A 26,100-nucleotide genomic window follows, 5' to 3' on the forward strand; every position below is an offset into this window, starting at 1 on the left:
CGCTGCTGCGCTCCTCGTACCGCCGGGGCACCCGCCGGGTCGGCCAGGGATGCCCCGGTGTCACAGAGCCGGGTGAACCGCGGCGAACCCGGCGGTGGGCGCGCCTTTGTCCGGCGGGAGCGTGCGACGCCCTTGCGTACCGGGGGTAGCACTCATAAGACTGCAGCGAACTAGAACGCGTATCAGTCTGCCGTGCGGGCGCCGGGGCGTCCGAACGGGCGTGGAGGAGAGGACGAGTTGATGGCCGCGGAACCCGTCATCGTGGAAGCCGTACGCACCCCTGCCGGCAGGCGCGGAGGTGCGCTCGCCGGTCTTCACCCCGTCCGTCTGCTGGGGGAGACCTACCGGGAGATACTCGGCCGCACCGGTATCCCTGCCGACTGCGTGGAGCAGGTCGTCGGCGGTACGGTCACCCACGCCGGTGAGCAGTCCATGAACCCGGCACGCAACGCCTGGCTGGCCATGGGGCTTCCCCACGAGACCGCGGCGACCACCGTCGACTGCCAGGGCGGCTCCTCGCAGCAGGCCGGTCACATGGTGGCCAACATGATCTCCGCCGGGGTCGTGGACATCGGCATCAGCTGCGGTGTCGAGGTGATGTCACGGGTACCGCCGGGCAGCGGAACCGGGCGCGGGCCGGGCAAGCCGTTTCCCGACGACTGGAGCGTCGACCTGCCGGACCGGGTCGAGGCCGCCGAGCGCATCGCCCGCAACCGCGGGCTGACCCGGGAGAACCTCGATTCACTCGGTCTCATCTCGCAGGAGCGGGCGGCCGCCGCCTGGGCGCAGGAGCGCTTCAAGCGGGAGACCTTCGCCGTGCGGGTACCCACCACCGAGGACGAACAGGACGCCGGCCAGGGCATGTGGCGGCTCGTCGAGCGTGACGAGGGGCTGCGCGACACCACGATGGAGAGCCTCGCCGGGCTCGGGCCGGTCATGCCGCTCGCCATGCACACCGAGGGCAACTCCGCGCAGATGTCCGACGGCGCCTGCGCGATCATGTGGGCGTCCAGGCGGACGGCCCGGGCGCTCGGACTCACCCCCCGCGCCAGGATCGTCGCGCAGGCGCTCGTCGGCGCGGACCCGCACTTCCACCTGGACGGGCCGATCGACGCGACACGGGCGGTGCTCGGGAAGGCCGGGATGTCGCTCGACGACATCGACCTGGTCGAGATCGACGAGGCGTTCGCGTCGGTGGTCCTCAGCTGGGCACAGGTCTTCGGGCAGGACCTGGAGAAGGTCAACGTGAACGGCGGGGCGATCGCGCTGGGCCATCCGGTGGGGGCGGCCGGAGCCCGGCTGATCACCACGGCGCTGCACGAACTGGAGCGGCGGGGCCAGGAGTTCGCGCTGATCGTGATGTGCGCGGAGGGAGCGCTCGCCACCGGCACGATCATCCAGCGGGTGTAGGTGCGGGGCGGGGGCCGGGTACCCATCACCGCGTACCGCCTCACGTACCGGACCGTCACGCCGCAGGGCGGGCCGACCGTGGCCACCGGTCTCTTCGTACTGCCCAAGGGCGGTGCGCACCGGCTGCCGCTGGTCTCCGACACCCACGGCACGATGGCCAACCGGGTGTACGCACCCTCGGCGAGCGAGGATCCGGGGCGGCTTTCGCCGTATCTCCAGGCATCCGGCGGCCGGGCGGTCGCGGCCCCCGACTGCCTGGGGCTCGGCGAGGGGCCCGGCCGCCATCCACATGTCGTACTTTCTCACCGCGCAGAACAGGCTCCACCCGCTGTACAAGGACCCTGCGGAGGTCTTCCGTGCGCCGTACGCGGGAACGGTCGAAGGCCTCTTCGACGGCGACTGGCGGCGCACGGCACCAGGGCCGTACTGACCGACCAGGGGAACGAGGACCACAACGGCACCTACCTGAAGTCGGGGCCGCAGGTCGTCAGCTGGTTCGACCGGGTGGCGGCTCACCGGGCACCGGCGCGGCAAAAGTGACCGGCGCGTCGAAGGCCGCCCGGCGGGTGGCCCGGCGGAGCGCCTTGAGGACCGTCGAGCCGATGGCCAGCGTCAGTACCACCGTGACGACGGCCCGTCCCAGGTCCCAGCCGAGCGAGGTGGCCGCGCAGTACGCGAGGAAGCGGGCCAGGTTCGCGCCGACCGGGTCCCCCGGGTGGAAGGAGACGCCGGTGGCGAGACCGCCGATGTAGGTCCAGCCCTGCAGGTTCATCACCGTGCCGTACGCGAAGGCCGCCACGCATCCGTACCCGGCGAGCATCAGCAGTTCGGCCCGGCCGCGCAGCCACCCGGCACCCGGCAGCAGTCCGGCGCCCATGGTGAACCAGCCCATGGCCAGCATCTGGAACGGCATCCAGGGCCCGACCCCGCCGGTCAGCAGCGCGGAGGCGAACATCGTCACCGAGCCGAGCACAAAGCCGAAGCCAGGTCCGAGCACCCGGCCGCTCAGCACCATGAGGAAGAACATCGGCTCGAGCCCCGCGGTGCCCGCACCGAGCGGGCGCAGCGCGGCGCCGACCGCGGCCAGCACACCGAGCATCGCCACCGCCTTGGCGTCCAGCCCGGTGTCCGCGATCGTCGCCACCACCACCGCGACCAGCAGCGGGAGCAGCGCGGCGAAGAGCCAGGGGGCGTCCCGGGAGTGGGCAAGACCGGAGGCGGAGTCCGCGAGCAGCGGCCAGCCGAAGGCGAACACGCCGATCACGGTGATCAGGACCAGCGCGACGACCGAACGCGGGCCGAGCCCGACGGCTCTCACAGCGCCTCCCGTACCTGGGTGACCGTCAGCCACTGCTGGGGCGCGAGGATCTTGGACACCTGGGGGGCGAAGGAGGGCGATGAGACGACGACATCGGCTGTCGGACCGTCGGCGACGATCTCCCCGTCGGCGAGAACGACCACGCGGTGAGCGAGGTCGGCGGCGAGTTCGACGTCATGGGTGGCGAGGACGATGGCGTGCCCGTCCGCCGCGAGCTCCCGCAGGATCCGGACGAGCCGGCCCTTCGCCGCGTAGTCGAGGCCGCGCGTCGGCTCGTCGAGCAGCAGCAGCGGAGGCCGTCCGGTCAGTATGATCGCCAGTGCCAGCGCGAGCCGCTGCCCCTCGGAGAGGTCGCGCGGATGCGTGGTGCCCGCGACACCTGGCAGCAGCTCGCCGACCAGCGCGCCGCAGGCACCCGGCTCGGCGCCGGCGTCCGCGTCGGCCGCCGCGCACTCGGCGGCCACCGTGTCCGCGTAGAGGAGGTCGCGCGGCTCCTGCGGCACCAGCCCGACCCGGCGGATCATCTCGCGCGGATGGGTCCGGTGCGGGGTCTTCCCGGCCACCTCGACCGAACCCGATGTGGGCTGGTGAACCCCGACCAGGCAGCCCAGCAGGCTGGACTTGCCGGCGCCGTTGCGCCCCATCAGCGCCACCGTCTCGCCGGGGCGCACCGACAGCGATACGTCCCGCAGCGCCTCCACCCGGCCGCGCCGCAGTCCGAGCTTCACGGTGACGGCGACAGGTCCGGCGGGCGGGGGAGCGGCCGCCGCGCGGGGCTCTGCGAGCGCCAGCTGTCCGCGCAGCCCCCCGGCCCTGCGGCGGGCGTCGCGCACGGACAGCGGCAGCGGGTCCCAGCCGGCCAGCCGTCCCAGAGCCACCACCGGCGGGAACACCGGGGAGAGCGCCATCACGTCCGCCGGCGGTCCCATCACCGGTTCCCGTCCGGCACCCGGAAGCAGGATGACCTGGTCGGCGTACTGAACGACCCGTTCCAGCCGGTGCTCCGCCATCAGCACCGTCGTGCCGAGGTCATGGACGAGCCGCTGGAGTACCGCGAGCACCTCCTCGGCCGCCGCCGGATCCAGTGCGGACGTCGGCTCGTCCAGAACCAGCACCCGGGGATGCGGCGTCAGAACCGAACCGATGGCGACGCGCTGCTGCTGGCCGCCGGAGAGGGAGGCGATCGGCCGATCGCGCAGCTCGCTCAGGCCCAGCAGGTCGAGGGTCTCCTCGACCCGGCGGCGCATCACGTCGGGTGCGATGCCGAGCGATTCCATGCCGTAGGCCAGCTCGTCCTCGACGGTGTCCGTCACGAAATGAGCGAGCGGATCCTGGCCCACCGTGCCGACCAGATCGGCGAGTTCACGGGGTTTGTGGGTACGGGTGTCGCGGCCGTCCACCGTGACACGGCCGCGCAGTACGCCCCCGGAGAAGTGCGGCACCAGTCCGGACACCGCGCCGAGCAGCGTCGACTTCCCCGCACCCGAAGGGCCGACGAGCAGCACCAGCTCGCCCTCGGGCACTGTCAGGTCGACGCCCTGGACGGCGGGCCCCGGCGCGTCGGCGTAGGTGACCGTCACCTGCTCGAAGCGGATCACTTACCTCGTCTCCTTCGGTAGGGGGGCCACAAAGGCGGGCAGCAGGCCGGTCAGCACGGCGGCCGCGGGCCACAGCGGCAGATCCGGCGCGACCAGTGGAACGACGCCCGGCTGCAGCGCTGCCGGGTCGTAGTGGCCCGCCAGGATCAGCAGCACGGCAACGGTGACCCCCGAACCGGAGACCAGCCAGGCACGGGCGCCCCACCGGTCCGGGCGGTAGCGGGTGCGCACCGAGCGGCGGCCGCCGAGGCGCAGCCCCGCGAGGGCCGCCAGCAGTCCGACGGCCAGCACCGGAAGACCGTAGGAGGCGCCCTCGGCCGCCAGCAGTGCGTAGGTACCGGCGCAGACGCCGAGCAGCCCGCCGAGGGCGAGCGCGGTCGTGGTGTGCCGAACGGCCGGCGAGACCCGGGCCGTACGGCCGTAACCCCGCGAGTCCATCGAAGCGGCCACGGCGACCGAGCGCTCCAGGGCCCCTTCCAGGACCGGAAGCCCGATCTGGAGCACGGCACCGATACCGCCGGTGGGTCTCCCGCGAAGCCGGCGCGCGGTGCGCAGCCGTGCCACATCGGCCACCATGTTCGGTGCGAAGGTCATCGCGACGACAACGGCCACGCCCACCTCGTAGAGCGCGCCGGGCAGCGACTTGAGCAGCCGGGCAGGATTGGCCAGAGAGTTCGCCGCGCCCACACAGATCAGCAGGGTGGCGAGCCTGGCCCCGTCGTACAGCGCGAACACCAGCTGTTCGGCGGTGACACGGCCACCGATCCGGATGCCCTGCGCCCAGTGCGGCAGCGGCACTTCGGGCAGCGTGACCAGCAGATGCGAGCCGGGGACCGGTGAACCGAGCGCGACCGAGAAGACCAGCCGGATACCGATGACGAGCAGCCCCAGCCTGACGAAGGTGAGGTACGAGCGGGCCCACGGCGCATCGGTCCGCCGGGCCGCCACCACATAGCCGGCGACCCCGACCAGCAGTCCGAGCAGCAGCGGGTTCGTCGTGCGGGACGCGGCGGTGGCCAGCCCGAGCGCCCACAGCCACCATGCACCGGCGTGCAGGGCGTTGCTTCGGCCGACCGCGGGGGCGCGGAGCGACATGGTCATCCCTGGTCGCGCCGCCGCCGTGCCTGCCACACTCCGGCGGCGCCGAGCACCAGTACCGCGGCGATCCCGCCGAGGAGGCCCGTCGAAGGACCGCCGTCGTCGCTCCCCGTGCTCTCCGCGTCCTTGCCGGCGTTCTTGCCGGGGCGGGATGCCGACACCTGCTCACCGCAGCCGGTCCTCGGGTATCCGGCGATCGAGCAGAGCAGCGCATCGCTGTTGTAGCGCAGCGGTTTCGCCACCGCGGCCAGTGCCTCCGCGCTCGTCGCGTCCTCGCCGACCCGGGCGCACGCGGTGCGCCCGGCGGGCGGGTTCTCACCGCCGGGGGCGTCGCCTGCCGTACCGAAGTCGATCACCAGCGCGATCCGCTTGGTGCCGTCGACGGCGGGTGTCCTCCCGCAGATGGCACCGAAACCGGCGGCGCCGCGCGGTTTGTTCGCGTCCTGCGAGTCCGCGCTCACGGCGAAGCGGAAACCCTGCACATCGCCGTCGGCGGGCCGGGCGGACGAGGGGCCCTGGGTGGCGTACTTCCAGGTGTCGCCGCCGCGGTCCCAGAACGACCAGTAGCGGTAGCCGGCGGCCTGCGCGGTCCCCGTTCCGCCGAGCACCGCGAGTGCGACGGCCGGTGCGAGGGCCAGGGCCGGCAGGCGGGTGCGCATCAGCGCTGCCGCTTCCTGCCGCGCACGCTCATCAGGAACCCGATGCCGACACCGGCGACCAGACCGATACCGACGATCCACCAGACGTTGATGCCGCTGCTGTCGCTCTGCTTCTTCTGCATGCCGCCGGTCGCCCGCTCGGACGTGGGGGCAGGACCGGTCGCGTCGAGCTTCGCGACGAGGTCGGCGCCGCCGAAGGCGCGCGGATCGGCCTTGTTGGCGTGCGCGGCGAAGATCAGCTGGGCGTAGGCGGCCGGCCCGGCGCCCTTGGCCCAGGCCGCGGAGTTCTGCTCGAGCCAGGCGAGCGGCTGCCTGGCCTGGGCGCTGAGACCGTCGGCGCCGAGCGCGGTGACCGCGTCCGCGGTGTTGCCGAAGTCGGGCTGATCCTCCGCGCCGGGCATCGCGGACTTCAGATACGACTTCCCGGCGGTCGCCCCTGCCAGATACGTCGCGCCGTTGTGCGCGGCCTGCGCGGGGGTCGACGCGTTGAGGCAGCCGGTGCCTCCGGCGTCCTTGTTCCCGGCGTCCGGAGCCAGCCCCGCGCCCAGAGTGCCCAGGACCGCGGCGCCGGTCGCGTCGGCGTTGGCGTACAGCTTTCCGGACTTCTTCTCCGGCTGGTACGCGAAGGCCCCGGCGCCCGTCCCGGCATCACACGGGATGGACAGCGCGACCAGCACCTTCCTGGCATCTCCGGTCGGCTCACCCGCCGCGGCGAGCGCACCGATCACCACGGAAGTGGAGTTGGCGTCCGACGCACCGCCCGGGTTGTAGCTCCAGCCGCCGTCCTTGTTGGCCACCGACTTCAACCAGCCGGCGCCCTTGCGGACGGCGTCGTCGTGACCGCCGAGCGCGTCGAGCGCCTGTACGGCGGCAGCCGTGGCGTTGGTGTCCAGCAGCGTCTTGTCGTCGCAGGGCTTGGCGGGGTCGGCACGGAAGGAAGCGAAGCCGCCGTCGGCACACTGCTGTCCGGTGAGCCAGCTGATGGCCTCGGCCGCCGGCTTCACCCCGACCGTGTCCTGGGCGAGCAACGCGAGCGACTGCCGCCACACACCGTCGTACTTCGGATCCGTCCTGCCGTAGAGCCCCGAGGGGATCACCACGGACGGTGAAGCGGAAGCCGAGGGCGAGGCGTCGGCGTGTGCCATCGGAGCAGCGGCCCCGCAGAGAACGGCAGAAGCGGCGAGCGCGGTTGCTGCGCTGCGGCGAAGGGTCATGGCGGGCGGGGCCTCTCCTGCGGGGAGCCGGGCACGGCGCACCGGGGCACCTGGGCTCCGGCTCCGCTTACCTCGGCGGTGCCGGTCACCGGAGGTTTCCGGTGACACGAGCCGGTCACGTCCGCGGGTCAGGGCATTCCGGCGGGCCACCGCTGGGCGGTGGCACTCACGGAATACGGTCTCCCCTGCTCGGACATGGCCGAGAGCCGGGGAAGGGCCGGCGCCGTAATGGCACCGGCTTCCCCCTGTGCGGGTGTGATGACGACGGATTCACTCTACCGGCCCACAACCGGCCCCCCCGAGGGCGGTCGCCTGTGGGTGTCTTCCCCGCTCCACGCTGGTTACTTGATGTCGATGGGCCCGTTGTCGCTGTCGTCGCCGGGCTTGGACGGCCTCAGGTAGCGCTGGATCTCGGCCCCGCGGTCACCCTGGTGCTCCTCGGAGCCGCCGAGGTTCTTGCGGACCGAGTCGAGGATGGTCAGGCCCTGCCCCACCAGACCGGCGGCGATCTCGCCGAGGCCGTCCGCGCCGTTGAGAACGTTGACATTGGCGCCCGCGAGACCGCTTGCGGCCTCCTTCACGATCTGCGGCAGCTGGTCGATCAGCATCCGGTCGAGAGCCACCCGGTCGTACGAGGCGGCCGCTGCCGCCTGGATCTTCATCCGCTCGGCCTCCGCCACCGCCAGCACCCTGATGCGCTCGGCATCGGCCTCCGCCGGCTTCACGATCTCGGCGACCAGCTGCTGCTGGCGCAGCTGGGCGGCGCGCTCCGCGAGCTCGGTCTGCGCCTTGAGCACTTCCTGCTGCGCGTGTGCCTGCGCGAGCGGGCCCGCCTGAGCGGCCTCCGCCTGCGCGCGGTCCACCTCGGCCGAGTACTGCGCCTGAACGACGGCGGTCTGCCTCTGGTACTCGGCCTGGTTACGGGTGGCTTCCTGCTGCGCCTCGACGGATGCCTGGTTCGCCTGAGCCTGGGCGATCTGGGCCTGTCGCTGGATGGCCGCCGTGTGCGGGGCCGACATCGCGGCGATGTAACCCGTCGCGCCGTCGTCGATCGACTGGATCTGGAGCGAGTCCACGATCAGGCCGATCTTCGCCATCTCGGTCTTCGAGGTCTCCAGCACCTCGGTGGCCAGTTTCTGGCGCTCGGTGACGATCTCCTCGACGGTCATCGAGCCGATGATCGAGCGCAGATGACCGGCGAAGATCCGCCCGGTCAGCACCGACATCTGGTCCTGGTCGGAGAGGAACCGCTGGCCCGCGTTGACGATGCTCTCGGTGTCGTTGCCGACCTTGAACGCGATCACGGCCTTGACGGTCAGCACAATGCCCTGCCGGGTCACACACGTCTCGGCAACCTCCGCCTCGCACATCGCGAGCGTCAGGAAGCGGGTCTTGCGGAAGACCGGGAGTACGAACTTGCCGTGGCCGGTCACCACCCTGAACGGTGCGCCCCCCAGCCCACGCCTGCCGCCCGAGATCAGCATCGCCTCGTCTGGCGCGGGCACGCGGTAACCGAACATTTTTGGTCTCCTTAGTCAGCGTCGCCGGGGTCAAGGGTCAGCGCATCGAGCGGATCCACTGGATCGGTCCAATCGATGACGTCGACCTGGCGAGTACCGCGCGAATGGATCACGAGCACGGTCACCCCGTACGCAAGGGGTTCTTCGGACCAGGCGAGAAAGGCTTCCCAGCCACCTCTCACCTGCACCAGAACCTCACCGGGGCCGGCGGATCCGCGCGTGGCCAGAACCAGCTTCCCCGTGCAGCCGATCACAGCCTCGTCCGGCGCCATCGGCGGCCGCTCCCCTCGTGATTGCGGTACTGGATCCAGACCTTAACGCTACTCCGACCTGCGGACTATCCTCAGCCTGTGATGAGTTGCCGGCCGTAGCCGGACCGGGACATACGTCACGGGACCGGTGCCCCGGGAGGGGTTTGCGCGCCGCCCGGCCCCGGCAGCCGGCACCGGTGTGCGCCGTCCTCCGGCACCGGTGTGCGCCGTCCTCCGGCACCGGTGTGCGCCGTCCTCCGGTACCGCGCCGTCCTCCGGACGCCGGGTGGCCGGGCCCGGTGAATCGGAGCGGCGCCGGCCGGCCTCCAGGGGAGCGCCCGGCCCGAGTGCAACCGGTAACAGTTCTGATGGGGCGTCAGGAAGTCTTCGCCTGGCGGCAGTCGGCCACGACCGGGTGCCGGGGTCAGGTCCGTGTCCGCAGGTGCCCGGCCGGATCGGCCGGATCGATCAGCCGGCAGACAGTCTCGATGTCGATCTTCACCTGGGCGATTGAGGCCCGCCCCGACAGCCAGGTGATCAGAGCCGAGTGCCAGGTGTGCTCGATGACCCGGACCGCCGAGAGCTGCTCGGGTGTCGGATCCTCCAGCTCCATCGCATCCAGGATGATCGCCGTGGTGAGCCGCGAGACGGCGTCCACCTCGGGACTGACGCTGCGGTCGGCGAAGGTCAGTGCCCGCACCATCGCGTCCGCCAGCTGCGGCTCGCGCTGCAGCGACCGGAAGGCGCCCATCAGGGTCGATGCCACGCGCTCGGCGGGCGTGTCACCTGCGGGAGGGTGCTTGCGAAGGGTTGTGTGCAGGTGCTGCAGCTGGTCCTGCATCGTCGCGACCAGCAGATGGATCTTGGAGGGAAAGTAGCGATAGAGGGTACCCAGTGCCACGGACGAGGACTCGGCGACCTCCCGCATCTGCACCGCTTCGAAGCCGCCCCGGCCGGCCAGCTGGGCGCTGGCGTGGAGGATGCGGCGGCGCCGGGCCTGCTGGCGTTCCGTCAGGGGCGGCGACGTCGTCCCGGCTTCCACTGTCATGTGTCCCATCCACTCCCGCCGTGGCGCGAATCACCCGATCCGGCTGGGACGACGGTGCTACCTGCCGGTAGATTCGAGGCTCATTGAACGATCAAGTCTGGCTGTGTTCTCCAGGGGTGCGCCCTCGGACCCCAGGCCTGCAAGAACTTGTTCTAGATTAGCGTGAGCGGCTACGCTCCGCCGGGACTGCAGTGAGAAGGGGGCCGAGCGTGACCGCTGAGGCCATAGAAGCGGGCCCCCTTGCCGGTGGCCCCGGCACCGGAGCGGACGGCCCGCTGCGCATCGCGTTCCTTACCTACAAGGGCAACCCCTTCTGCGGGGGGCAGGGCGTCTACGCCAGGCATCTCTCGCGGGAGCTCGCCAGGCTCGGACACAGCGTCGAAGTGATCGGTGCCCAGCCCTTCCCGGTGCTGGACGAGGGGGTACCGCTCACCGAGCTGCCCAGCCTCGACCTCTACCGCAGCCCCGATCCCTTCCGCACCCCGGGACGCGACGAGTACCGCGACTGGATCGACGCCGTCGAGGTGGCCACCATGTGGACCGGCGGCTTCCCGGAACCGCTGACCTTCTCGCTTCGGGCCAGGCGCCACCTCATCGCCAGACGCGGCGAGTTCGATGTGATCCACGACAACCAGACGCTGGGCTACGGACTGCTCGGCGACCTCGGCGCCCCCCTGGTGACCACCATCCACCACCCGATCACCGTCGATCGCAGACTCGATCTGGAGGCCGCGGGCGGCTGGCGGCGGAGAGCCTCCGTGCGGCGCTGGTACGGCTTCACCCGGATGCAGAAGCGGGTCGCCCGCCGGCTCCCCTCGGTGCTCACCGTCTCCGGCTCGTCCGAACAGGAGATCATCGAGGATCTCAAGGTGCGCAAGGACCGCATCCATGTGGTGCACATCGGCGCCGACACCGATCTGTGGTCACCTGATCCGTCCGTCGCCGAGATCCCCGGCCGGATCGTCACGACGTCCAGCGCCGACGTCCCGCTGAAGGGACTCATCCACCTGGTCGAGGCGCTGGCCAAGCTGCGCACCGAGAACCCGGCCGCGCATCTGGTCGTCGTCGGCAGGCGCGCCGAGGACGGGCCGGTCGCGCAGGCCATCGAGCGGTACGGCCTCGACGACGCCGTCCAGTTCGTCAAGGGCATCACCGACGAGGAACTCGTGGACCTGGTGCGCGGAGCCCAGATCGCCTGTGTGCCCTCGCTGTACGAGGGGTTCTCGCTCCCGGCGGCGGAGGCCATGGCCACCGGCACGCCGCTGGTCGCGACCACCGGCGGGGCGATCCCCGAGGTCAGCGGCCCCGACGGCGAGAGCTGTCTGGCGGTGCCCCCGGGCGATGCCGGCGCGCTGGCCGCGGCCCTGTCGCGGCTGCTGGCCGACCCAGGGCTCCGTACCCGGCTGGGTGCGGCAGGCCGAAATCGCGTGCTGGCCCGCTTCACCTGGAAGCAGGCCGCGATCGGCACAGCGGAGCGCTACCGCGAGGCGATCGCCGCCCGCCGGAGCGCCTAGTCCGTTTTCACGTCCCCAGCGCAACCTCCCAGCGAAAACCTCCCAGCGAAGAAGGCAGACCCCGTGCTCACCGTGGACTTCTCCCGCTTCCCGCTCGCCCCGGGCGACCGTGTGCTCGACCTCGGCTGCGGCGCAGGCCGGCACGCCTTCGAGTGTTACCGGCGCGGCGCGCAGGTCGTGGCCCTCGATCAGAACGGCGAGGAGATCCGCGAGGTCGCCAAGTGGTTCGCCGCCATGAAGGAGGAGGGCGAGGCGCCGGCCGGTGCCACGGCCACCGCCATGGAGGGCGACGCGCTCAACCTGCCGTTCCCCGACGCCTCGTTCGACGTCGTGATCATCTCCGAGGTGATGGAACACATCCCGGACGACAAGGGCGTGCTCGCCGAGATGGTGCGGGTGCTGAAGCCGGGCGGGCGCATCGCGATCACCGTGCCCCGGTACGGGCCGGAGAAGATCTGCTGGGCGCTGTCGGACGCGTACCACGAGGTCGAGGGCGGCCACATCAGGATCTACAAGGCCGACGAACTGCTCGGCAAGATCCGCGAAGCGGGCCTGAAGCCGTACGGCAGCCACCACGCGCACGCACTGCACTCCCCGTACTGGTGGCTCAAGTGCGCCTTCGGAGTGGACAACGACAAGGCGCTGCCGGTGCGCGCCTACCACAAGCTGCTGGTCTGGGACATCATGAAGAAGCCGCTGGCCACCCGGGTCGCCGAGCGCGCGCTGAACCCGGTCGTCGGCAAGAGCTTCGTGGCGTACGCGACCAAGCCGCACACCCCCGGGGTGGGCGCGTGACCTCACCGGGGCGGACCGAGCACCTGGTGCTGCCCGGAGTCCTCACCGCCGAGCAGGCCGATCTGACGGTCGCCGGGATCCTCGCCATGCAGCGTCCGGACGGCGCCATCCCCTGGTTCCGCGGGCATCACCTGGATCCGTGGGACCACACCGAGGCGGCCATGGCGCTGGACGCGGCGGGTCAGCACGGTGACGCCGAGCGGGCCTACGACTGGCTCGCCGGACACCAGAACGACGACGGCTCCTGGTACGCGGCCTACCAGGACGGAGACGCCGCGCAGGTCACCGACCGGAGCCGGGAGACCAACTTCTGTGCCTATGTCGCCGTCGGCGTCTGGCACCACTACCTGGCAACCGGTGACGAGGCGTTCGCCGACCGGATGTGGCCCGTCGTGCAGCGCGCGATCGAGTTCGTCCTCGAACTGCAGCAGCCGGGCGGCGAGATCGGGTGGAAGCGGGAACCCGCGGAGGAGGGAGGCGCGGCCGTCACCGACGCGCTGCTGACCGGGTCCTCATCCGTGCACCAGGCCCTGCGGTGCGCCCTGGCGCTCGCCGAGGCCCGCGAGGAACCTCAGCCGGACTGGGAGCTGGCGACCGGCGCACTGGGCCACGCGATCCGCAGCCACCCCGAGCGCTTTCTGGACAAGAGCCGCTACTCGATGGACTGGTACTACCCGGTTCTCGGCGGTGCGGTGACCGGGCCGGCCGCCAAGGAACGGATCGAGGAGTACTGGGACCGTTTCGTCGTGCCGGACCTCGGGGTGCGCTGTGTCCTGCCCAACAACTGGGTCACCGGCGGCGAGAGCTGTGAACTCGCCCTGGCGCTCTGGGTGATGGGGGAGTCGGACCGTGCCCTGGAGATCCTGCAGTCGATCGGACACCTGCGCGCCGGCGACGGCATGTACTGGACGGGCTACGTCTTCGACGACCGGGCCTTCTGGCCTGAGGAGCGCACCAGCTGGACGGCAGGCTCACTGCTGCTCGCGGTGGCCGCCCTCGGCGGGGACGAGGCGACCACCGCTGTCTTCAGCGGAGAACGGCTGCCGGCCGGACTGGAGCCGGACTGCTGCCGCTGATCGCGGCCCGGCCGTGGTGCGCCCTGATCAGAAGCGGCGCACCCGGCCGGCGAGTACATGCCCGATGAAGAGGTACACGACTGCCGCCAGGCCGTAGCCGGCGACGACGCGTGCCCAGGCGTCGTCGAAGGTGAAGAGGTCGCGCGACCAGCCGGCCAGCCAGTCGGCCGCGTGGTGGATGAAGGTCACCAGGTCATTGGCCCGGTTCGCGTCCAGGAGGTACATCAGAATCCACAGGCCCAGGATGAAGGCCATGACATCGGCGATCACGATGATGACGTTCGCCGCCGGGTTGCTTGTGTTCGAATACCGAGACATGTTCGAGCGTGTTGCCGCTTGTGACTGCGTGAAACCCCTTGGGCCCAAGCCGTGTGCGCTGTCTATCGTGTGGCCATGACGCCAACGGCATATGACCGCTTCTGCGGCGAACTTGTTCAGCAGACCGATCTCCTGAGGGCGACGCTGGTCGACGCCGATCTGGCGGTGACGGTACCGACCTGCCCGGACTGGAGTCTGGGAGACCTGGCCCGCCATGTGGGCGGGGCGCACCGCTGGGCCGAGGCGATCGTACGGACCCAGGCATCGGAGGGGATACCCGACGACGAGGTACCCGGCACGCCCGGTCCCGCCGACAGCGAACCGGCCGCCCTGGACTCGTGGTTGGCCGAGGGCGCGTCCATGCTGGCGGAGACGCTGCGGGCGGCGGGACCCGATGCCGAGGTGTGGACCTGGGGATGGGACCGGAGCGCGGCTTTCTGGGCCAGACGGATGGTCCACGAGACGGTGGTCCACCGCGCGGACGCGGCGCTGGCCGCAGGGGTGCCGTTCGATGTGGAAGGAGAGGTCGCCGCCGACACCATCGACGAGTGGCTGGAGATCGTGGCCTTCGCCGCCGCCTCGGGTGACCCGGAGGCGGCGGAACTTCGGGGACCGGGACGGTCGATCCTGCTGAGCGCGAACGACGTGGCCGCGGCGCGGTGGCTGATCGAGCTGGGGCCGGACGGCTTCGGATGGCGACGGGCGGACGGCGGGCACGGTGGAGGTCCGGGGGGCGCTGGCCGACGTGCTTCTGCTGTTCTACCGGCGGCTGCCGGCGAGCAGCGAGCGGGTCGAGGTGAAGGGGGAGCCGGAGCTGCTGGACTTCTGGCTGGAGCGCGCGGCCTTCGGGTGAGCACGCGTCGTTCGGTCGAGTGCGTGGCCGTGACTCCCGCCGGAGGGAAGCCCGGACCGGGGTGGCCCGTCGACTGCGGTGACACCGAGCAATTCTGACGACCCGTCAGTAGCGGCAGCGACAACGGCCCCCGCCCGGAGGGGCGGGGGCCGTCGAGCGCGTTGCGCGAGGGGCCGGGGCTACCGGCCGTTCGTCACCGGTCAGCCGCGCTGGATGCCCGTGGTGTCCTGCAGCACACCGCGCCGGCCGTCCTGCGTCTGCGCGATGAGGCCGGGACCGCGCTGCTCGACCGCGAGGTACCAGGTGCCGGGCGCCAGTTCGGCGATGGGAGCCGGTGACCCGTCCTCCCCGTACAGCGGACGGGCGACCGGAACCGCGAACCAGAACGGTGCGAAGTCTCCCGCCGGCGCGCCGGCGGCGTCGGGCTGTGCCTGACCCTGCTGGGCGGCGGGCTGGGCCTGCTGCTGGCCCGGCTGACCGCCGAACGACTGCGCCTGCTGCGGCTGAGTGCCGTAGGGCTGCTGCCCCTGGGCGCCGCCCGGGTAGCCGTAGGCCGGATTCGGCTGGCCGGGCTGGGCGCCGTACGGCGCACCGGCGACGGCGGGCTTCGGCGCGCTCATCAGCGGTGCCTTGAGTGCGGGCAGCAGCGCTCCGGCCACCGCGCCCCCGGCCAGCACCAGCGCGGCGATGAAGCCGAGGATGAGCCCCGGGCCACGGCTTCCGGCGTCGATCAGAGTCCAGAAACCGGTCCACGCGGCGAAGATCGTGAACGCGACGCCGAACTGTTCCATGTCCAGACCGGCGACCTTGCGCGGCTGGGCCAGCGTGCGGGTCACGACGATCAGGACTGCCCCGATGACACCGGCCAGGAACATGCTCATCAGCGTGCCGAGCGCATCCCAGGCGGATGCGTCGTCGAGGCTGGAGCAGTAACCGCCGCTGCACTGGCGGCCGTATGAGGTGAGATCGAAGAACGAGGCGATGAACAGCACCACCGCTGCTCCGATCACCACGCCGTCGCCTCGAGTGAGGGAGCGGATGTTCACGTAAGAATCCTTCGTAGGTCGGCTCGTCGGGGCGGCGTGGAGCTCGGGGGCGGCTCCCCATCGCAGGGATGAATCTATCGCCTGCCCCAGCGGGTCATGTGTCGGGTCTCGTCACGCCCCGTGGAGAAAGCTGCTGATGCCGTCCGCGATCCCCCGCGCGGCCTTCTGGCGCCAGCTGCCGCTCGTCAGCAGAGCGGCATCATCAGGATCGCGCATATTGCCGCATTCGATGAACACTTTCGGCACGGTCGAGAGATTAAGTCCACCGAGATCGCCTCGGGTGTCCAACCCGGTACCGCCGCCGATGTAGTTGGAAGGGGCACTTCCGGTGTCCCGGACGAAGGTGCCGGCGATACGGGTCCCCAGGTCACGCGAGGGGCCGACGATTTTCGATGTGTCCGCGGAACCGGATTTCACCAGGGCGGGAAGGATCACATGGAACCCGCGATGGCCGGCTGCCGAGCCGTCGGCGTGCACCGAGATCGCGGCATCGGCCGCAGCCTTGTTGCCGATATCGGCGCGTTCCGTCACGCACGGGCCGAACGGACGGTTGTTGTCCTGGGTCAACGTGACGGTGGCGCCCTCCTTTTCGAGGAGGGCGCGAAGCCGGTGCGAGACATCGAGGGTGAACCGGGCCTCGGCGTAACCGCTGTTGGTCGATGTACCCGTGGTGTCGCATTCCTTGGATTTGCTGCCGATATTCACCATGCGATTGATTTCGCGAGGATGGCGGTAATTCGTCGGGTTATGGCCGGGGTCGATCACTACCACCTTGCCGGCCAGCGGTCCGGTGTTCGCGGGTTTGCCGTCCCCGGCTGTGGAATGCGGGGGCTTCGAAGCCCCGGAGGCCCCGCCGCCCTTGCCGCTTCCCGGGGTGTCCGGTGCGGCGGATGACGTGGGCCCGGTCCGCGAGGGCGACGCGCCGGCGGTGCTCCGCGCGGTCGCCGTGTCGTGGGACCCGCCCGTCATCTGCCGGACGGCCCAGCCGGCAAGACAGAGCGTCACCAGCGCGGCGACCGTGATCATCAGGGTCGAGCGGCGGAGGAGGCGCGGGGCGGAGGGCTGGTGATCGTCATCGTCGTACGGCACGGGGCGAGCCTATCCGGGGCGTTCAGATCCCAGTTCCGGTGCGCCGCAGAACCCGGAGCGAGTCGGTCACCGAGATCTCGGTGAAGGCGCCCGATGCGATGGCCCTGAGATAGACACGGTAGGGGGCCTGACCGCCGTCGGCGGGGTCGGGGAACACGTCATGGACCACCAGCAGCCCGGCTTCGGCGACGTGCGGGGCCCAGCCCTCGTAGTCGCCGCTCGCGTGCTCGTCGGTGTGGCCGCCGTCGATGAAGACCAGGCCGAGCGGCCCGCCCCAGGCACGTGCGACCTGCGGGGAGCGGCCGACGACGGCGATCACATGGTCCTCGAGCCCGGCCTTGTGCAGGGTGCGCCGGAAGGTGGGGAGCGTGTCCATCCTGCCGACCTCGGGGTCCACCACCGTCGGGTCGTGGTACTCCCAGCCCGGCTGCTGTTCCTCGCTGCCCCGGTGGTGGTCGACGGTGATCGCGGTGACCCCCGCTTCGCGGGCGGCGTCCGCGATGAGAAGTGTGGAGCGTCCGCAGTAGGTGCCGACCTCGAGCAGCGGAAGACCGAGGGCGGCGGCCTCGGCCGCCGCCTCGTACAGGGCGAGACCCTCGTGTACGGGCATGAACCCCTTGGCGGCCTCGAATGCGGCCAGTGTCTCCGGCTTGGGGGCGGCCATCGGGTCCTCCTGAGGGTGGCGGGTGCGGCGGCCCATGCTAGGCCGTGTCCGAGAGGTCCCGCCTGCCCAGCCCCCGGGTGGACGGGGCTGCTTCCCCCGCACGACCTGGGTCCCTGCACCCCTCCCCGGGCCCGGCCCCTCCCGCTGTGTCACATGTACGGCGGTCCGGCGGCCGCCGGGCGGGCAGGGCGCCCGGCCCGGCGGTGTGCGTCACCGCTGGGAGGCGCCCTCCGCGACGGGTGTCAGCCGCAGGTCGACCGCCACCAGTTCGTCCAGGCTCGTGTACGAGACCGGCGTCGCCACCGGCTGCCGTCCGGCTGCCGTGACGGCCAGGATGTAGGGACCCGCCACCCGTACGCCGAGGGCGTAGCCGCCGTCGTCGGCGGCCACCGTGATGCCGGCCTGCCGGCCGCGGCGGTCGATCAGGGTGACCGTGGCGCGCGGCACCGGGAGGCCGTCGGCGTCGAGGACCTTGCCGCGGAAACCGGTGAAGGGGCCGGTGGTCCCGCCGGGGTCCGTGCCGGTGGCGACCGGCTTGGACAGCACGGCCGCACCGGCGGCGGTCCGCTTGCGCGACGGCAGGAAGACCGCGAAGACCAGACCGACGAGCACCGCTCCTGTGGCGATCATGAACGACGTACGGAAGCCGCTCATGCTCGGCACGGACACCGGGCCGAGCGCCGTGGAGGAGTGCGCGAGAACCATGCCGATCACCGCACTCGACACCGAGGTGCCGATGGAACGCATCAGGGTGTTCAGGCCGTTGGCGGCGCCGGTCTCCGACGGGTCGACCGCGCCGATGATCAGCGCGGGGAGGGAGGAGTAGGCGAGGCCGATCCCGGCGCCGACCACGACCGAGATGATGATGGTCTGCCAGGGGGCGCTCATCAGGCCGAGCCCGGCACCGTATCCGATCGCGATGATCAGCATGCCGATCATCAGAGAGACCTTGGGGCCGTACTTCGCGGCGATCCTGGCGTAGACCGGCGCGGTGAACATCATGGTGAGGCCGAGCGGCGCCACGCAGAGGCCCGCCACCACCATCGACTGGCCGAGACCGTAGCCGGTCGCCTCGGGCAGCTGGAGCAGTTGCGGGAGGACCAGGGAGATGGCGTAGAAGGCGACGCCGACCATGATCGACGCCAGGTTGGTGAGCAGCACCTCACGGCGGGCGGTGGTGCGCAGGTCCACCAGCGGGGCGGCTGTCCGCAGTTCCATCACACCCCACAGCAGCAGGATGGCGAGCGCGCCGGCGAACAGCCCGAGCGTGGTGCCGGAGCCCCATCCCCAGTCGGATCCCTTGGTGATGGGGAGCAGCAGGCAGACGAGGCCGGCCGAGAGGCCGATCGCGCCGAGGGTGTCGAAGCTGCCGCGGGCCCGGGCCGAGGACTCCGGGACGAAGATCACCGTGAGAACCATCGAGACGACGCCGAGCCCGGCGGCGCCGAAGAACAGCGTGTGCCAGTCGGCGTGCTGGGCCACCAGGGCCGCGGCCGGCAGGGCGAGCCCGCCGCCCACCCCGATCGAGGAGCTCATCAGCGCCATGGCCGAGCCGAGCTTCTCCCGGGGCAGCTCGTCACGCATGATGCCGATACCCAGCGGAATGGCGCCCATGGCGACACCCTGCAGTGCACGACCGACGATCATGATCAGCAGGTTGTCGGTGAACCCGCAGATCAGCGAGCCGACAACCATGACGGCGAGACTGGCGAGCAGCATCCGCCGCTTGCCGTTGAGGTCACCGAGCCGCCCCATGATGGGGGTGGAGACCGCGCCCGCCAGCAGTGTGGCCGTCATGACCCAGGTGGCGTTGGAGGGGGCCGTGCCGAGCAGGGTCGGCAGGTCCTTGATGACCGGGACGAGCAGCGTTTGCATGACAGCGACGACGATGCCTGCGAAGGCGAGCACCGGCACGATGCCGGCTCCGCCGCGGGTGCGCTTTTCCTCTGCAGTGATCTCGGGCAGACGTGGAGCGGCCAGTGCCATGCGTGAAGCCTCCGGGGGTAAGTGGATGCAGGGTGAAACCTTCCCGGGCCCTGTGGTATTCCGGTAAACGCCGGATAAGTGGTACGTGATATGCGTCACCCGCCCGTGCGTGCCGTCGTGTGACGGGGCGTCAGATCATGCCCGCGTCCGTCAGGGGAGTGGCCGGGGGAGGCGAGGTCCTGGTCCGCAGGGCGGAGCGCCGTTGGGCCGATATGCGGATGCACCGGCCGCCGGCCGCCTGACAGCATGACGGCCATGCTGCACACCTCATCGGACACCCGCACAGCAGATCCGTCCGCCGTCCGTGCCGGTACCTGGCTGGTCGTCCTCGCGGCCTGCGCGGGCCAGTTCCTCGTCGTTCTCGATGTTTCCGTCGTGAACGTCGCGCTGCCCTCCATGCGCAGCAGCCTGGGCCTCAGCGCCACCGGACTCCAGTGGGTGGTCAACGCGTACGCCATCGCGTTTGCCGGATTCATGCTGCTGGGGGGCCGGGCCGGGGACCTCTTCGGGCGCAAGCGGATGTTCCTGGTGGGCCTCGGGGTCTTCACGTTCGCCTCGCTCGGCGGCGGACTCGCCCAGGAGGGCTGGCAGTTGCTCGCGGCGCGCGCCGTGCAGGGGCTCGGGGCAGCGGTGCTCGCCCCTTCCACACTCACCATTCTGACCTCGGCCGTGCCGGAAGGGGCGGCGCGCGCACGGGCCATCGCCACCTGGACCGCGGTCGGCGCGGGCGGCGGCGCGGCGGGCGGACTCGTCGGCGGGGCGCTGACCGACGGCCTGTCCTGGCGATGGGTCCTGCTGATCAATGTGCCGGTCGGGGCTCTCGTGCTGGCGGGCGCGGCCCGCTGGGTCCCGGAGAGCAGAGCGGGCGGTTCACGCCGGCTGGACCTGCCGGGCGCGGTGCTGGTGACCGTGGGCACGGCTGTCCTCGCCTACGGAATCGTGCAGACCGAGGCGGAGGGCTGGACGGCGGCCGCCACCCTGGTGCCGCTGCTCGCCGGTCTGGCGGTGCTGACCGTGTTCCTGGCCGTCGAGGCACGCACCAGGGTGCCCCTGATGCCGCTGAAGCTGTTCCGGGTGCGGTCGGTCGCGGCTGCCAACGCGGCGATGTTCGTCTGCGGCGCGGGCAGCTTCGGCATGTGGTTCTTCATGACCCTGTACGCGCAGAACGTGCTGGGATACACCCCCCTCGGCGCCGGCCTGGCGCTCATCCCCAGCTCGCTCAGCGTGGTCATCGGTTCCAAACTCGCGCCGCGGGTGATGCGGGTCATCGGCGCCAGGAACGTGGCCGTCATCGGCATCCTGATCACGGCGGCCGGATTCGGCTGGCAGTCGACGATGACTGCGCACGGCGCCTATGTCACCTCGATCATGCTGCCGGGGATGGCGATGATGGCCGGTGCCGGGCTCGCGATGACGCCGCTCGCCTCGCTCGCCACATCGGGTGCGGAACCCGGTGAAGCGGGCCTGGTCTCCGGCCTGGTCAACACCTCGCGCACGCTGGGCGGTGCGCTGGGGCTCGCGGTGCTCTCGACGGTCGCGGCGTCCCGTACCGGGGGTGGCGCCGGGGTGGAGGCGCTGACCGCCGGATACGCGCTGGCGTTCCGGTGGGGCGGGTTCATCCTGCTGGGCGGGGTGGCGCTGATGCTGCTGTGGATGCCACGCGCCGGCGCCGGGGCCGGCCGGGTCCGACCCGGTGGGTGAGGCCGGGCCGGCAGCCGCGGACCGCTCTGCCGGGGGACCGGCCCGCCGGCCGGGCTCCTCTACAACCACCCCTGGCGCCTGGCGGATCGCACTGCCTCCATGCGGTTACGGGTCCCCGTCTTCCCGATCGCGGATGACAGGTAGTTGCGGACCGTGGACTCCGACAGGTGCAGCTTCGCCGCTATGTCGGCGACGGTGGCCCCGTCCACCGACGCGTTCAGCACGTCGCACTCGCGCCCGGTCAGCGGGCTCGGGCCCGCGCTCAGTGCGGCCGCGGCCAGGGCGGGGTCGATGACCGTCTCACCGGCCAGCACCCGGCGGATGGCCGCCGCCAGTTCCTCCACCGGGCCGTCCTTGACCAGGAAGCCCGCGGCCCCCGCCTCCATCGCCCGGCGCAGATAGCCGGGCCTGCCGAAGGTGGTGAGGATCAGCACCCGGCAGCCGGGTGCCCGGGTGCGGAGGTCGGCGGCGGCGTCCAGCCCGCTGCGGCCCGGCAGTTCGATGTCCAGGAGCGCCACGTCGGGCGAAGCGTCGAGAACCGCGTCCACGATCCGGTCGCCGGTGGCCACCTGGGCGACCACTTCGATGTCCTCCTCGAGTCCGAGCAGCATGGCGAGCGCGCCGCGCATCATTCCCTGGTCTTCGGCGAGGAGGACTCGGATCATTCTCTGGGCTCCAACTCTGCTGTTGTGCAGGGGTCCTGGGCTGTCTCCACCGGCAGTTCGGCCACCAGCCGGAAACCGCTCCGCTGGCCGGGCCCGGCGTCCAGCGAGCCCCCCGCCGCCGCCAGGCGTTCGGTCAGGCCCTTCAGTCCGCTGCCGGGTGACGTCGAGCCTACGCCGCGGCCGTTGTCCTTGATCACCAGACGCACTCGCTCGCAGTGGGTGCCGTCCACGGTGATCTCGCAGCGGCTCGCCTTGCTGTGCCGGACGGCGTTGGTGACGGCCTCCCGGACGACCCAGCCGAGCAGCGCGGCGCTCTGGGGCTCCAGCGGCGGACCCGACTGCCGTACGACGGGCTCGATCCCCGCCGCGGTCAGCGCCGAGCGGGCGCGGTCGAGTTCGTCGGCGAGGCTGGCGTCACGGTAGCCGGTGACCGCCTCGCGGATCTCCGTGAGTGCCTGCCGGCCGACCGTTTCGATGTCGGCGATCTGGCCCAGCGCCGCGTCCATGTCGCGAGGGGCGATCCTGCGGGCCGCCTCGGACTTCACGACGATCACCGAGAGCGTGTGGCCGAGCAGATCGTGCAGATCGCGGGAGAACCGCAGCCGCTCCTTCTCGACCGCGGTGCGGGCCAGCTCCTGACGGGTGGAGCGCAGCTCCATGACGGTCTCGGACAGCGTCAGGATCGCGGCGGTCACGGCTCCGGAGATGAAGGTGCCGTAGCCCAGGGTCCATGGGTCCCAGGGGTTCTTCCCCTCGTGCCCCGAGATGAAGCCGGCCGACCCACCGATGACGAGCAGGACGAGGGCGAGCTGCCTGTTGCGCAGCGTGGTACCGACGGCCAGTGCGAGCAGCGGGAAGAACAGCAGCCAGTTGCCGGCGTAGCCGATGGCGAGCGCGTAGGTGATGACGATCAGGACGCCGAGGAGGCAGAGGGTCGTCCGGCTCTGCCGCTTCTCCTTGTCGAAGGCGCGGAACGTCACGGAGATGTAGATCGAGTTGAAGGCGAGCAGCCCCAGACCGCCGATCCATGGATTCGCGGCCTCGCCCTTGATCAGATTCGAGAAGCTGCCGAGACCGAGCAGCAGCCACGGCAGGAGGGTGAAGGCGTTCGGCGGCCCCGGGCGTCTGTGCTCCCGGATCTCCTGCACCCGCTTGCGGCGCCGCCGCCTCAGCTCGGCGAGCTTTCCGAACATCATCACTCCTGTCACACGGTCCTTGCGGACCGACGGTACGAGATGACCGCGTAGGAACCGAACGCCAGCAGCCAGACGGCCAGTACGGTCACGGTGGTGAGACCCGGCGCGTTGCCCTTGGCCGTGGCCCAGCCCAGTTCGGCGAACCGGTTGGCCGGGGTGTAACGGGCGACGGACTGCAGCCAGCCGGGGAAGGCGGCGAGCGGGAACCACAGGCCGCCCACGATGGCCAGCCCCATCAGGCCGGCCACGTTCACCACACCGGTGGTCTGGGCGGTCAGCCGGTAACCGTTGCCGATGCCGAGCAGGGTGAAGGGCAGCGCACCGGTCCACAGCAGCAGTGTGAGCACCACCCACTGCCACACGTCCAGCCGTACTCCGTTGATCAGTGCACCGGCGGCCAGTACCGCCAGGATGCCGGGAAGCACCGTCACGGAACCGGAGATGGCCCGCCCCAGCACCACTCTGGAGGGAGCCAGCGGATTCACCCGCAGCTGGCGCAGCCAGCCGATCGCCTTGTCCGACGCGACCCCGGTGCCGACACCCAGCGCGGCGCCCAGCGCACCGTACGCGGCCATGCCGACCATCGAGGTGATCTTCCAGGCGTCCGAGTCGGCGTCGCTGGTGGAGCCGATATTGGTGAACAGCAGGTACATCATCACCGGCATACCGATGCCGAAGATGACGAACCCGGTGTCGCGCAGTGTCCGCCGTACTTCGAGCGTGATGTATTCCAGCATCAGACTGCCGCCTTCTCGGGAACGGGTTCGTGCGAGGTGAGGGTCAGGAAGGCGTCCTCGAGGGTCGCCGGTGCGACCGAGAGGCCGCGGATCGCGTTGAGCTCCGCAAGGGCGACGACCGTCGCATCCGGGTCGTCGGTGCGAAGGAAGGCCCGGTCGCCGCGGATCTCGGTCGAGGTGACACCCGGCAGCAGTGAGAGACCCTCGCTGCTGCGGCCCGCCAGATCGAAGGAGACCAGGCTGCCGCCGCCCGAGCGCTTGATCAGTTCGGAACTGCCGTCGGCGACGATCCGGCCCTTGTCGATCACCACGATGCGGTCGGCGTTGTCGTCGGCCTCCTCCAGATAGTGGGTGGAGAAGAGCACGGTGTTCCCGCGGCGCGCATAGGCCCGCATCGAGTCCCAGAACGCCCGCCTGGCCTCCACATCGAGCGCCGCTGTCGGTTCGTCCAGCACGATCAGCTCCGGATTCCCGGCCAGCGCGACAGCGAAGCGGACCCGCTGCGCCTGGCCGCCGGAGAGCTTGTCGACCCGGCGCTCGCCGAGCTCGCCGAGCCCCGCCATGTCCAGCGCCTCGTCCACCGGCAGCGGATCGGGGTAGGTGCTCGCGACGAAGGCGATCAGTTCCCGGACCGTCACCCGGGGGATGGGCTGCCCCTCCTGGAGCATCGCGCCCACCAGCCCGGCCCGTACCGCCTCTTCGGGGGAACGGCCGAAGAGCCGTACCCGTCCGGAGTCGGGCTCGTCCAGACCGAGCAGCAGGCTGATGGTGGTGGACTTGCCGGCCCCGTTGCGCCCCAGGAGCGCGACCGTCTCGCCGCGGCGGATCTCCAGATCGGCGCCGTCCACGGCCCTGATCGCGCCGAAGGCCTTGACCGCCCCGGCGAAGCTCACCGCGGAGCCGGTGTCTGATGTCTGTGTCATGGCTCCCACGCTAGGGAGCGCCAGGTGACAGCGGCAGATGCGCATGTACGGACTCGGCAAGGACAAATGTCACGGGTGTGTGGCCCGCGACCCCATCTGATGACTCGTCAGGGAACCTTCACGCGTGCGATGCTGGTGCGCCCCACCTGGGGCGGCCGTCTGCCGGTCGTTCCGTCCGGCGCGGGAGCCCGGTGCCGTACGGCCGCGGCCCCGGGATGATCCGGCAGACCCCCAGGTCCCTCCGCCGTCGAGGAGCGCCTGCACCATGCCCATTGATGCCGAAAGGGCCGTCGCGGCCGAGCCCCGTTCCGGCGAGATCTCCTGGGACCACAAGGACATCCAGCTCTACCACCTCGGTGTCGGCGCAGGCCTGCCCGCCACCGACCCCCACGAGCTTCGCTACACCTTCGAATCCGGACTGCAGGTGCTGCCGAGCTTCGCGACCGTCGCCGGCGGAGTGATGGCGCTCGACGCCGGGCTCTCCGCGCCCGGCGTCGATGTGGACCTCGCCGCCGTTCTGCACGGGGGGCAGACCGTGGTGACGCACCGGCCCATCCCCGTCAGAGGCAGCGCGGTCGCCACCACCAGGGTTCTCGCGGTGTACGACAAGGGGAAAGCCGCGGTCATCGTGCAGCGCACCGAGGTCGCAGATGGCCGGGGGCCGCTGTGGACGAGCGACTCCCAGATCTTCGTGCGCGGTGAGGGCGGCTTCGGCGGGGAACGCGGCCCCTCGATGCGGCCCGCTGCCCCCGGCGGTGCGCCCGACCGGACCGAGGAGCGCCGGATCCGCCAGGACCAGGCATTGCTCTACCGCCTCTCCGGCGACTGGAACCCGCTGCACGCCGACCCGGAGTTCGCCCGGCGCGCCGGCTTCGACCGGCCGATCCTGCACGGCCTCTGCTCGTACGGCATCACGCTCAAGGCCGTTGTGGACACGGTCCTCGGTGGTGATGCCGCCCGGGTCGACTCGTTCCGCACCCGTTTCGCCGGGGTGGTCTTTCCCGGTGAGACGCTCAGAATGCGGATGTGGCAGTCGCCCGGCCGGGTCCGTCTCGCGGTCTCGGCCGTCGAGCGGGACGACGCGCCGGTCCTCACCGACACCATCGTCGAACACCACTGACCGCCCTCTCGCGCGCAGGTCAGGGCAAGAGCGAGGGCCGGCCCCCGTCGGGTGGCCGGCCCTCGCCGAGTCGAACGCGCGGTCAGTCAGGCCGCGTTGAAGTGCAGCTCCGCCGAGCGGCGGTGGCGGCCGAACGTCTCCGCCGCGGATGCGTCTGTGGAAGCCGCACCCCCTCGATGCTTTCCGGAGCCTCCGGCTTCGCCCCGGTCGGCGTCCGCAGGCTGCGGACGCGTCTGGGCCGTGTCGGTTCGGGCTTCAGACATGATGGGAAATCACCCCGTAGTGATCGTTATTTATATGT

23 protein-coding genes and 2 pseudogenes are annotated in these 26,100 nt (G+C 71.2%); 8 read left to right on the plus strand and 17 right to left on the minus strand.

The features are described from left to right. The first annotated feature begins 240 nt into the window (after positions 1 to 240). Both OHS16_RS22455 and OHS16_RS22460 read left to right on the plus strand, forming a co-directional pair. Entirely contained in the window at positions 241 to 1,410 is a 1,170-nt protein-coding gene (locus OHS16_RS22455; protein WP_328539033.1) for a steroid 3-ketoacyl-CoA thiolase, read from the plus strand. Between the two features lie 15 nt (positions 1,411 to 1,425). Continuing rightward, positions 1,426 to 1,807 (plus strand): annotated as a pseudogene (locus OHS16_RS22460) (alpha/beta hydrolase); the annotation flags it as partial. A gap of 90 nt (positions 1,808 to 1,897) precedes the next feature. On the opposite strand, the gene OHS16_RS22465 reads toward OHS16_RS22460, so the two are convergent. The 8 genes from OHS16_RS22465 to OHS16_RS22500 form a co-directional block, all read right to left on the minus strand. After that, the gene (locus tag OHS16_RS22465; protein WP_443042669.1) at positions 1,898 to 2,761 is read right to left on the minus strand and encodes an ECF transporter S component; all 864 of its coding nucleotides are present in this window, start codon (positions 2,759 to 2,761) and stop codon (positions 1,898 to 1,900) included. Continuing rightward, complete coding sequence (locus tag OHS16_RS22470; RefSeq protein ID WP_328539035.1) at positions 2,725 to 4,326, minus strand: ABC transporter ATP-binding protein; 1,602 nt, start codon at positions 4,324 to 4,326, stop codon at positions 2,725 to 2,727. Before OHS16_RS22470 ends, OHS16_RS22465 begins: the two co-directional genes overlap by 37 nt. Beyond that, positions 4,327 to 5,427, minus strand: a complete 1,101-nt coding sequence (locus OHS16_RS22475) for an energy-coupling factor transporter transmembrane protein EcfT (RefSeq protein ID WP_443042670.1) — start codon at positions 5,425 to 5,427, stop codon at positions 4,327 to 4,329. Next, the gene (locus OHS16_RS22480; protein ID WP_328539037.1) at positions 5,424 to 6,083 is read right to left on the minus strand and encodes an SCO2322 family protein; all 660 of its coding nucleotides are present in this window, start codon (positions 6,081 to 6,083) and stop codon (positions 5,424 to 5,426) included. Before OHS16_RS22480 ends, OHS16_RS22475 begins: the two co-directional genes overlap by 4 nt. Further along, positions 6,083 to 7,297, minus strand: coding sequence for a prenyltransferase/squalene oxidase repeat-containing protein (locus OHS16_RS22485; RefSeq protein WP_328539038.1), 1,215 nt, complete (start codon positions 7,295 to 7,297; stop codon positions 6,083 to 6,085). Before OHS16_RS22485 ends, OHS16_RS22480 begins: the two co-directional genes overlap by 1 nt. 341 nt (positions 7,298 to 7,638) lie before the next feature. Beyond that, entirely contained in the window at positions 7,639 to 8,817 is a 1,179-nt protein-coding gene (locus OHS16_RS22490; RefSeq protein WP_328539039.1) for a flotillin family protein, read from the minus strand. Positions 8,818 to 8,828: 11 nt separating this feature from the next. Further along, positions 8,829 to 9,089 carry a hypothetical protein gene (locus OHS16_RS22495; protein WP_328539040.1) on the minus strand — a complete coding sequence of 87 codons (261 nt, stop codon included), beginning with the start codon at positions 9,087 to 9,089 and terminating at the stop codon, positions 8,829 to 8,831. 403 nt (positions 9,090 to 9,492) lie between these two features. Next, positions 9,493 to 10,116, minus strand: coding sequence for a TetR family transcriptional regulator (locus OHS16_RS22500; protein ID WP_328539041.1), 624 nt, complete (start codon positions 10,114 to 10,116; stop codon positions 9,493 to 9,495). 209 nt (positions 10,117 to 10,325) lie between these two features. Here OHS16_RS22500 and OHS16_RS22505 point away from each other — a divergent pair, with 209 nt between their 5' ends. From OHS16_RS22505 to OHS16_RS22515, 3 genes are all read left to right on the plus strand, one after another. Continuing rightward, complete coding sequence (locus OHS16_RS22505) at positions 10,326 to 11,630, plus strand: glycosyltransferase family 4 protein (protein ID WP_328539042.1); 1,305 nt, start codon at positions 10,326 to 10,328, stop codon at positions 11,628 to 11,630. 63 nt (positions 11,631 to 11,693) lie between these two features. Next, a complete protein-coding gene (locus OHS16_RS22510) occupies positions 11,694 to 12,425 on the plus strand; it encodes a class I SAM-dependent methyltransferase (RefSeq protein WP_328539043.1) in 732 nt (243 codons plus the stop codon). After that, positions 12,422 to 13,501 carry a prenyltransferase/squalene oxidase repeat-containing protein gene (locus tag OHS16_RS22515; RefSeq protein ID WP_328539044.1) on the plus strand — a complete coding sequence of 360 codons (1,080 nt, stop codon included), beginning with the start codon at positions 12,422 to 12,424 and terminating at the stop codon, positions 13,499 to 13,501. The genes OHS16_RS22510 and OHS16_RS22515 overlap by 4 nt, the downstream gene beginning before the upstream one ends. Positions 13,502 to 13,528: 27 nt before the next feature. On the opposite strand, the gene OHS16_RS22520 is transcribed toward OHS16_RS22515, so the two are convergent. Next, positions 13,529 to 13,819 (minus strand): hypothetical protein, encoded by a 291-nt coding sequence (locus OHS16_RS22520; protein ID WP_328539045.1) that lies wholly within the window; start codon positions 13,817 to 13,819, stop codon positions 13,529 to 13,531. Between the two features lie 75 nt (positions 13,820 to 13,894). On the opposite strand from OHS16_RS22520, the pseudogene OHS16_RS22525 reads away from it, so the two are divergent. Next, positions 13,895 to 14,672: pseudogene (locus OHS16_RS22525) on the plus strand (maleylpyruvate isomerase family mycothiol-dependent enzyme). A 200-nt stretch (positions 14,673 to 14,872) separates the two neighbouring features. Here the strand turns inward: OHS16_RS22525 and OHS16_RS22530 are convergent. The 4 genes from OHS16_RS22530 to OHS16_RS22545 form a co-directional block, all read right to left on the minus strand. Next, positions 14,873 to 15,718, minus strand: a complete 846-nt coding sequence (locus OHS16_RS22530) for a hypothetical protein (RefSeq protein ID WP_328539046.1) — start codon at positions 15,716 to 15,718, stop codon at positions 14,873 to 14,875. A 111-nt stretch (positions 15,719 to 15,829) separates the two neighbouring features. Then, on the minus strand, positions 15,830 to 16,807 hold the full coding sequence (locus OHS16_RS22535) for an N-acetylmuramoyl-L-alanine amidase (protein ID WP_443042671.1): 978 nt from the start codon (positions 16,805 to 16,807) through the stop codon (positions 15,830 to 15,832). A 22-nt stretch (positions 16,808 to 16,829) separates the two neighbouring features. Beyond that, complete coding sequence (locus tag OHS16_RS22540; RefSeq protein WP_328539047.1) at positions 16,830 to 17,471, minus strand: class I SAM-dependent methyltransferase; 642 nt, start codon at positions 17,469 to 17,471, stop codon at positions 16,830 to 16,832. A 210-nt stretch (positions 17,472 to 17,681) separates the two neighbouring features. Further along, positions 17,682 to 19,457, minus strand: coding sequence for an MFS transporter (locus tag OHS16_RS22545; protein ID WP_328539048.1), 1,776 nt, complete (start codon positions 19,455 to 19,457; stop codon positions 17,682 to 17,684). Positions 19,458 to 19,703: 246 nt separating this feature from the next. On the opposite strand from OHS16_RS22545, the gene OHS16_RS22550 reads away from it, so the two are divergent. Next, positions 19,704 to 21,158 (plus strand): DHA2 family efflux MFS transporter permease subunit, encoded by a 1,455-nt coding sequence (locus OHS16_RS22550; protein ID WP_443042672.1) that lies wholly within the window; start codon positions 19,704 to 19,706, stop codon positions 21,156 to 21,158. 59 nt (positions 21,159 to 21,217) lie between these two features. Here OHS16_RS22550 and OHS16_RS22555 read toward each other — a convergent pair whose 3' ends face one another. From OHS16_RS22555 to OHS16_RS22570, 4 genes are read right to left on the minus strand one after another with little or no spacing between them, the layout of a single operon-like run. Continuing rightward, positions 21,218 to 21,823 carry a response regulator transcription factor gene (locus tag OHS16_RS22555; protein ID WP_328539050.1) on the minus strand — a complete coding sequence of 202 codons (606 nt, stop codon included), beginning with the start codon at positions 21,821 to 21,823 and terminating at the stop codon, positions 21,218 to 21,220. Beyond that, on the minus strand, positions 21,820 to 23,016 hold the full coding sequence (locus tag OHS16_RS22560; protein ID WP_328540942.1) for a sensor histidine kinase: 1,197 nt from the start codon (positions 23,014 to 23,016) through the stop codon (positions 21,820 to 21,822). Before OHS16_RS22560 ends, OHS16_RS22555 begins: the two co-directional genes overlap by 4 nt. Positions 23,017 to 23,027: 11 nt before the next feature. After that, positions 23,028 to 23,756, minus strand: a complete 729-nt coding sequence (locus tag OHS16_RS22565; protein WP_328539051.1) for an ABC transporter permease — start codon at positions 23,754 to 23,756, stop codon at positions 23,028 to 23,030. Next, positions 23,756 to 24,679 (minus strand): ABC transporter ATP-binding protein, encoded by a 924-nt coding sequence (locus OHS16_RS22570; RefSeq protein ID WP_328539052.1) that lies wholly within the window; start codon positions 24,677 to 24,679, stop codon positions 23,756 to 23,758. The genes OHS16_RS22565 and OHS16_RS22570 overlap by 1 nt, the downstream gene beginning before the upstream one ends. 265 nt (positions 24,680 to 24,944) lie before the next feature. Between OHS16_RS22570 and OHS16_RS22575 the strand changes: the two genes are divergently transcribed. Beyond that, a complete protein-coding gene (locus OHS16_RS22575; RefSeq protein WP_328539053.1) occupies positions 24,945 to 25,799 on the plus strand; it encodes a MaoC/PaaZ C-terminal domain-containing protein in 855 nt (284 codons plus the stop codon). The last annotated feature ends 301 nt before the right edge of the window (positions 25,800 to 26,100 follow it).

The organism is Streptomyces sp. NBC_00344, assembly GCF_036088315.1.
GTDB lineage: Bacteria > Actinomycetota > Actinomycetes > Streptomycetales > Streptomycetaceae > Streptomyces.